Raw genomic sequence first — 7467 nt, forward strand, 5'->3', positions numbered from 1 at the left:
AGGCGGACGGCGGCGGGAGTGGTTCGTGGTGCCGTCCCCGGCACCGCGGCTCGTCCAGCGCGGTGGAAAACTGACATGAGCAAAATCCTCGATTCGATCCAGACGCCCGCCGATCTGCGCCGCATGGCGCGCAGCGACTTGCCCGCGCTCGCGCGCGAAGTGCGCGAGTTCGTCCTGAACACCGTCAGCCAGACCGGCGGCCACCTCGGCAGCAACCTGGGCACGGTCGAGCTGACGGTCGCGCTGCACTACGTGTTCAACACGCCGCACGACCGCATCGTCTGGGACGTGGGCCACCAGACCTATCCGCACAAGGTGCTGACGGGCCGGCGCGAGCGCATGCACACGCTGCGCCAGCTCGGCGGCATCGCCGGCTTCCCGCGCCGCGACGAGAGCGAGTACGACACCTTCGCCACCGGCCACAGCTCGACCAGCATCAGCGCCGCGCTCGGCATGGCGATGGCGGCCAAGCAGAAGGGCGAGGACCGCAAGGCGATCGCCGTCATCGGCGACGGCTCGATGACCGCCGGCATGGCCTTCGAGGCGCTGAACAACGCCGGCGTCAGCCACGCCGGCGTGCACGCCGACATCCTGGTCGTGCTCAACGACAACGACATGTCGATCAGCCCGCCGGTGGGCGCGCTGAACAAGCACCTGGCGCGGCTGATGAGCGGCAACTTCTACGCCGCCGCGCGCGAAGGTGCCAAGGCGGTGCTGAAGGCCGCGCCGCCGCTGTTCGAGCTGGCGCGCCGCTTCGAGGAGCACGCCAAGGGCATGGTCGTGCCCGGCACGATCTTCGAGGAGTTCGGCTTCAACTACGTCGGCCCGATCGACGGCCACGACCTCGACGCGCTGATCCCGACGCTGGAGAACCTGCGCAACAAGAAGGGCCCGCAGTTCCTGCACGTGGTGACGAAGAAGGGCTACGGCTACAAGATGGCCGAAGCCGACCCGGTCAAGTACCACGCCGCCAGCGGCCGCTTCAACCCGGCCGAAGGCTTCCCGAAGAGCAGCGGCGGCAAGCCGACCTTCACCCAGATCTTCGGCCAGTGGCTGTGCGACATGGCCGAGGCCGACGAGCGCCTCGTGGGCATCACGCCGGCGATGCGCGAAGGCTCGGGCATGGTCGAGTTCCACAAGCGCTTCCCGCGCCGCTACCACGACGTCGGCATCGCCGAGCAGCACGCGGTGACGTTTGCCGCCGGCCTGGCCTGCGAGGGGCTCAAGCCCGTGGTCGCGATCTACAGCACCTTCCTGCAGCGCGCCTACGACCAGCTGGTGCACGACGTCGCGCTGCAGAACCTGCCGGTGGTGTTTGCGCTCGACCGCGGCGGCATCGTCGGCGCCGACGGCCCGACGCACGCCGGCGTCTACGACATCGCCTTCATCCGCTGCATCCCGAACTGCGCGCTGCTGGCGCCCAGCGACGAAAACGAATGCCGCCTGGCGCTGACCACCGCCTACCGCCGCGACCAGCCGGTAGCGGTGCGCTACCCGCGCGGCAGCGGCACCGGTGTCGCCGTCGACCCCGGCCTGGGCGAATGGGAGTGGGGCAAGGGCGTCGTGCGCCGCGAAGGCCAGCGCACCGCGATCCTGGCCTTCGGCACGATGCTGCAGCCGGCGCTGGCCGCGGCCGCGAAGCTCGACGCCACCGTCGTCGACATGCGTTTCGTGAAGCCGCTGGACGAGGCGCTGGTGCTCGAGATGGCGCGCCGCCACGACGCCATCGTCACCGTCGAGGAAGGCTGCGTGATGGGCGGTGCCGGCAGTGCGGTCGGCGAGTGCCTGGCCGCGGCCGGCGTCGCGCTGCCGCTGCTGCACCTGGGCATCCCCGACCGCTTCGTCGAACACGGCGACCCGGTCAAGCTGCTGTCGCTGTGCGGGCTGGACGCCGAAGGCATCGAGGCTTCGATCCGCAAGCGTTTCGGCACCCGCCCGGCGCTGGCTGCGGTCAACGGCTGACGCGCCGTCACCCGCTGTCGCCCACGAAGGCCGCCTGCGGGCGGCCTTCGACTTGATTGAACACTGCGTGGAAACCCTCAGAGCGACCGCCTCGTCGAACGCAGGCATCATTCAGTCCGAGATGACGAACCTGACCGACGCCCTCCACATTCCCGACACCCAGAGCGCACGCGACGAACGCCACGTCGCGATCCAGCGTGTCGGCGTCAAGGACCTTCGCTACCCGCTGCAGCTGCGTGTCGCCGGTGCGGTGCAGGCGACGGCCGCGTCGTGGACGCTGGACGTCGCGCTGCCGGCCGAGCAGAAGGGCACGCACATGTCGCGCTTCGTCGCCTGGCTGGACGCGCTCGACGAACCGCTGGACGCCGCCGCACTGGCGCGCCGCCATGCCGCGATGCTGGAGAAGCTGGGCGCGCACGAAGGCCGTGTCGAGGCTTCGTTCGCCTTCTTCCTGAGGAAGCGCGCGCCGGTCACGGGGCTGCAGAGCCTGCTCGACTACCAGGGCCGCTGGATCGCCGAGACGCGGCTGGACGGCGGCAACCCGCGCACCACGCTGTGGGCCGAGGTCGCGGTGCCGGTGAAGAGCCTGTGCCCGTGTTCGAAGGAGATCTCGGACTACGGCGCGCACAACCAGCGCTCGATCGTCACGATCCGCGTCGAACTGCTGCAGCCGGTCGAATGGCACGAACTGGTGCGTTTCGCCGAGGACGAGGCTTCGAGCGAGATCTGGCCGATGTTGAAGCGCAGCGACGAGAAGTGGGTCACCGAGCGTGCCTACGAGAACCCGAAGTTCGTCGAGGATCTGGTGCGCGACGTCGCCCTGCGCCTGAACGCCGAGCCCCGGATCGGCCGCTACGTGGTCGAGGTCGAGAACTTCGAGTCGATCCACAACCACTCGGCCTGGGCGCGCATCGAAAGGTAGGCCCACCCCCGTAGCGCCTTCGGCGCTCCCCCTCTAGGGGGCACCGCCGGTGGCCCGGCGAAGCCGGTCCACCGGCGGTCGCTTGAGGCGGGGCCGAGAAACGCTACTGGAAGAACGCCAGCAGGCGCTCCAGCGCCATCGTGAACGGCGCTTCCATGCCCGGCAGCGTCAGCAGCATGCCCAGCAGGCCGACGCCCAGCGTCACCGGGAAGCCGATCGAGAACACGTTCATCTGCGGCGCCACGCGCGAGACCGCGCCGAGCACGATGTTGACGAACAGCAGCATCGCCAGCAGCGGCAGCGCGATCCACAGCCCGGTGCTGAAGATCTCGGCCGCCCACAGGTGCGGCCGCGCCTGGCGCAGGAACTCGAAAGGCTCGGGCCCGACCGGGAACGCGGTGAAGCTCTGCACCAGCGCGGCGATGACCAGCAGGTGGCCGTTGGCGACGATGAACAGCCACGCGATCATCGTGCCGTAGAAACGGCTGGTCGCGGTTGCGGCCGAGCCGCGCAGCGGGTCGAAGAAGCCGGCGAAGTTCAGCCCCATCTGCAGGCCGATGATCTCGCCGGCGAACTCCACCGTCGCGAAGACGATGCGCACCGCAAAGCCCAGCGACAGCCCGATCAGCACCTGCTGCACGATCATCAGGAAGGCGATCGGCGAGTCCAGCGGCACCGGCGCCACCGCCGGCAGCGAGGGCTGGGCGCAGAAGGCGATCAGCGCCGCCAGGCCGATGCGCACCCGTGTCGGCACGGTGCGCGTGCCCAGCACCGGCATCGCGGTGAACAGCGCCAGCGCGCGCAGAAAAGGCCAGATCAGCGGTGTGATCCAGCCGAGGATCTGCGCTTCGTCGAAGCTGATCACGTGCGGCCCGGTGCGGCCTTCAGCCGACGACGCTCGGGATGGCCTGCAGCGTGCGCTGCAGGTACTCGACCAGCGTCGTGATCATCCACGGCCCGGCGAAGCCCAGCACCGCGGCGGCGGCGACGATCTTGGGCACGAAGCTGAGCGTGGCCTCGTTGATCTGGGTCGCGGCCTGCAGCACGCTGACGATCAGGCCGACGGCCATCACGACCAGCAGCAGCGGCGCCGAAACCATCAGCAGCAGGTACAGGCCCTGCTGGCCCATCGAGAGCACTTGTTGTGCGTCCATGGCAAATCTCAGGTGACGAAGGAGGCCGCGAGCGAGCCGAGCAGCAGGTTCCAGCCGTCGGCCAGCACGAACAGCATCAGCTTGAACGGCAGCGCCACCAGCACCGGCGACAGCATCATCATCCCCAGGCTCATCAGCACGCTGGCGACGATCATGTCGATGATCAGGAACGGGATGAAGATCATGAAGCCGATCTGGAACGCGCTCTTCAACTCGCTGGTGACGAAGGCGGGAACGAGCACGCGCAGCGGCACGTTCTCGCTCTTGATCTCGGCCGGCAGCTTGGCGAGCTTGGCGAAGAGCTGGACGTCGCTCTGGCGCGTCTGCTTGAGCATGAACTCGCGCATCGGCACCTCGCCGCGTTTCAGGGCCTCGTCGAAGGCGATCTGGTTCTCGGCGAAGGGCTTGTAGGCCTGGTCGTAGACGCGGTCCAGCGTCGGCGACATCACGAAGAAGGTCAGGAACAGGCTCATGCCGATGATGACCTGGTTCGGCGGCGCGGCCTGCGTACCGAGAGCCTGGCGCAGCAGCGACAGCACGATGACGATGCGCGTGAAGCCCGTCATCAGCAGCAGCGTCGCCGGGATGAAGGACAGCGCGGTGAAGAACAGCAGCGTCTGGATCGGCACCGAGTAGCTGGTGCCGCCGGCGCCCTGGCCGACGAGCAGCGGCAGCCCGCCGCCCACCGCCTGCTGCGCGAAGGCTGCGGCCGGCAGCGCGAGCGTGGCGACGGCGGCCAGCGAGCGCAGGAGGCGGTCAGTGCGCATCGCGGCTCCCGCGGCCCTGCAGCCGGCCCAGCACCTGGGCGAAGGGCGTGGCGTTGCCGGCAGCCGGCAGCGGCGCGTCTTCCTGGGGCGCCATCGTGTGCAGCGTGCTGATCGAGCCCGGCGTCACGCCGAGCACCAGCCAGCGGCGCTCGTCGCCGGTGCCGACCTCGACGGTGACGATGCGCTGGGTGTTGGACAGCGGCAGCGCGGCCACCGTGCGCATGCCGGCCGACGAGGCGTTGCGGCCCATCGGCGTGCGTCGCAGCAGCCACAGTGCCAGCGGGATCATCGCGATGACGGCGGCGAAGGAGAGCAGGGCGCCGAAGCCGGCGGAAAGGTCCACGGTCTTGTCCTCAGGTGCGCGAGAGCCGGCGCATGCGCTCGCTCGGCGTCACGATGTCGGTCAGGCGGATGCCGAACTTGTCGTTGACGACCACGACCTCGCCCTGGGCGATGAGGTAGCCGTTGACGAGCACGTCCATCGGTTCGCCGGCCATCGCGTCGAGTTCGACGACCGAGCCCTGGGCGAGCTGCAGGATGTGCTTGATCGGGATGCGGGTGCGGCCGAGTTCGACGGTGAGCTGGACGGGGATGTCCAGGATCATGTTGATGTCGTTGCCCGAGGCCGAGTTCGCGCCGGTGGGGGCGAAGTTCGTGAACGCGGCGGGCGAGACCGACTCGGCGGCGGCCCGCACTTCCGAGGCGACCTCGGGTTCCTTGGTCTCGGACAGCGCCGCCGCCCATTCGGCGGCCATGCGGTCCTCTTCGGACATGTTGGGGTCAGCCATGATGTTGGTCTCCGAGCCAGCCGACGTTCGGGCTGGTGAGCATTCGATCGATCTTGATCGCGTAGCGGCCGTTGGTCGTGCCGTAGTGGCAGTCGAAGATGGGCACGCCGTCGATCTTGGCCTTGATCATCTGGTCCAGGTCGAGCTCGATGAAGTCGCCCGGCTTGAACGACAACAGCTGCTCGACGGTCGCCGGCGCGTGCCCGAGCTCGGCCACGAGGTCGACCTCGGCGGCCTGGATCTGGTGCTTGAGCAGGTTGACCCAGCGCCGGTCGGGTTCGGCCGAATCGCCCTGGATCGTCGAGTACAGGACGTCGCGGATCGGCTCCAGCGTCGAGTACGGGATGCAGAAGTGCACCGCGCCGCTGGTCTCGCCGATCTCGAGCGTGAACGCGGTCGAGACCACGATCTCGCTGGGTGTGGCGATGTTCGCGAACTGCGGCTGCATCTCCGAGCGCTGGTACTCGAGCTCGAGCGGATAGATGCCGTGCCAGGCGCGCTTGTACTCGGCGATGATGCACTCGACCAGGCGCAGGATGACGCGCAGCTCGGTGGGCGAGAAGTCGCGGCCTTCGATGCGCGTGTGGAACTTGCCGGCGCCGCCGAAGAGCGCGTCGATGACGGCGAAGACGACGTTCGGATCGCAGACGATCAGCCCCGAGCCGCGCAGCGGCTTGACCGACACCAGGTTGAAGTTCGTCGGCACCACGATCTCGCGCAGGAAGGCGCTGAACTTCTGCACCTTGATGCCGCCGATCGAGACTTCCGGCGACTTGCGGATCAGGTTGAACAGGCCGATGCGGATGTTGCGGGCGAAGCGCTCGTTGATCACCTCCATCGTCGGCATGCGGCCGCGGACGATGCGCTCCTGGGAGGAGAGGTCGTAGTCGCGGATGCCGCCGGCGGTCTGCTCCTCCTGCTCGAGCTTCTGGCTTTCGCCGGTGATGCCCTGCAGCAGTGCGTCGACTTCGTCCTGCGAGAGGATCTGCTGGTTCATCGAGAGGCAGTCACTGGATGATGAAGTTCGAGAACTGCACGGCCGTGATCGGCATCTCCTCGGCCTTCTTCTTGGACTTCTTCTTCTTCGGTTTGTCCTCGTCGTCGGCGGCCTTCTCCTCGGGATCCTCCACCTCGTAACCCATCGCACGCGAGGCCTCGCGCCGCACCTGCTCGGCGAACTTGGCCTTGCCTTCGCGGTCGCCGAGCTGCTCGGCGGTCTTGTCGGCCAGCGCCATCAGGATGTTGTTGCGGATCGCCGGCATGTAGGCCTTGATCTTGTCGCCCAGGTGCGCGTCGGCCACTTCCAGCGTGATGCCGACCTGCGCGTAGCGCTCGGAGTCGCGGTCGGCCAGGTTCACGGTGAACGGATCCAGCGGCACGAAGGTGGGCACGGCCTTGGGGTCGTGCTTGGCTTCGGCCTTGGCCGGGGCTTCGGCTCCGTCCTCGCCTTCTTCGGTCGCGGCGGCGTTCTTCTTCATCATGAAGACGGCGGCGCCGCCGCCCAGAGCGAGCACGGCCACCAGGGCGCCGATGATGATCAGCAGCTTCTTCTTGCCTTTTTTCGGCGCGACTGCATCGGTTGCAGCAGCGGCGGCGGGGGCGGCGGTGGCCATCGGACGAACTCCTTCCAGTCGGGGCGCCCGCCGCAGGCCAGCGGCCATCGACGGGCATGGAAGGGATTATTCGGGTCCGGCCCGCGGCGAAAGCGCCGATAAGCGGCTCTAAATGCCGGCTTAAGCGGCCCGCGTGATGGCCTGCGGCGCTGGCGCGCCGAACGCCCGCTCAGGCGTAGAAATCGACGACGCCGCGGGTGCGGCGCGCGACGGGCGCGGCGTCCAGCTCGGCGGCGCCCTCGCCGTCGGCGCCGAGCTGGA

Annotated in this window: 9 protein-coding genes; 2 read left to right on the forward strand and 7 right to left on the reverse strand. The window is 68.6% G+C overall.

Annotation, left to right across the window (positions count from 1 at the left end):
* Positions 1-75: 75 nt before the first annotated feature.
* Positions 76-1962, forward strand: a complete 1887-nt coding sequence (gene dxs, locus CKO43_RS15870) for a 1-deoxy-D-xylulose-5-phosphate synthase (RefSeq protein WP_200379209.1) — start codon at positions 76-78, stop codon at positions 1960-1962.
* Positions 1963-2083: 121 nt separating this feature from the next.
* On the forward strand, positions 2084-2884 hold the full coding sequence (folE2, locus tag CKO43_RS15875; RefSeq protein ID WP_200379210.1) for a GTP cyclohydrolase FolE2: 801 nt from the start codon (positions 2084-2086) through the stop codon (positions 2882-2884).
* Positions 2885-2987: 103 nt separating this feature from the next.
* Here the strand turns inward: folE2 and fliR are convergent, their stop codons facing one another.
* From fliR to CKO43_RS15910, 7 genes are read right to left on the reverse strand one after another with little or no spacing between them, the layout of a single operon-like run.
* Positions 2988-3749: a flagellar biosynthetic protein FliR gene (gene fliR / locus CKO43_RS15880; protein ID WP_200229315.1), complete on the reverse strand. Its 762-nt coding sequence runs from the start codon at positions 3747-3749 to the stop codon at positions 2988-2990.
* Between the two features lie 19 nt (positions 3750-3768).
* Positions 3769-4038, reverse strand: a complete 270-nt coding sequence (gene fliQ, locus CKO43_RS15885) for a flagellar biosynthesis protein FliQ (RefSeq protein ID WP_200229316.1) — start codon at positions 4036-4038, stop codon at positions 3769-3771.
* Between the two features lie 8 nt (positions 4039-4046).
* Entirely contained in the window at positions 4047-4805 is a 759-nt protein-coding gene (fliP, locus tag CKO43_RS15890; RefSeq protein WP_200229317.1) for a flagellar type III secretion system pore protein FliP, read from the reverse strand.
* Entirely contained in the window at positions 4795-5148 is a 354-nt protein-coding gene (locus tag CKO43_RS15895) for a flagellar biosynthetic protein FliO (RefSeq protein ID WP_200229319.1), read from the reverse strand. The genes fliP and CKO43_RS15895 overlap by 11 nt, the downstream gene beginning before the upstream one ends.
* Before the next feature lie 10 nt (positions 5149-5158).
* A complete protein-coding gene (gene fliN / locus CKO43_RS15900; RefSeq protein WP_200229321.1) occupies positions 5159-5593 on the reverse strand; it encodes a flagellar motor switch protein FliN in 435 nt (144 codons plus the stop codon).
* The gene (fliM, locus tag CKO43_RS15905) at positions 5586-6590 is read right to left on the reverse strand and encodes a flagellar motor switch protein FliM (RefSeq protein ID WP_200229323.1); all 1005 of its coding nucleotides are present in this window, start codon (positions 6588-6590) and stop codon (positions 5586-5588) included. The genes fliN and fliM overlap by 8 nt, the downstream gene beginning before the upstream one ends.
* A 10-nt stretch (positions 6591-6600) precedes the next feature.
* Positions 6601-7206: a flagellar basal body-associated FliL family protein gene (locus tag CKO43_RS15910; RefSeq protein WP_200229325.1), complete on the reverse strand. Its 606-nt coding sequence runs from the start codon at positions 7204-7206 to the stop codon at positions 6601-6603.
* Positions 7207-7467 lie beyond the last annotated feature (261 nt).

This window comes from Rubrivivax gelatinosus (assembly GCF_016583785.1).
In the GTDB taxonomy this organism is placed as follows: domain Bacteria; phylum Pseudomonadota; class Gammaproteobacteria; order Burkholderiales; family Burkholderiaceae_C; genus Rubrivivax; species Rubrivivax gelatinosus_B.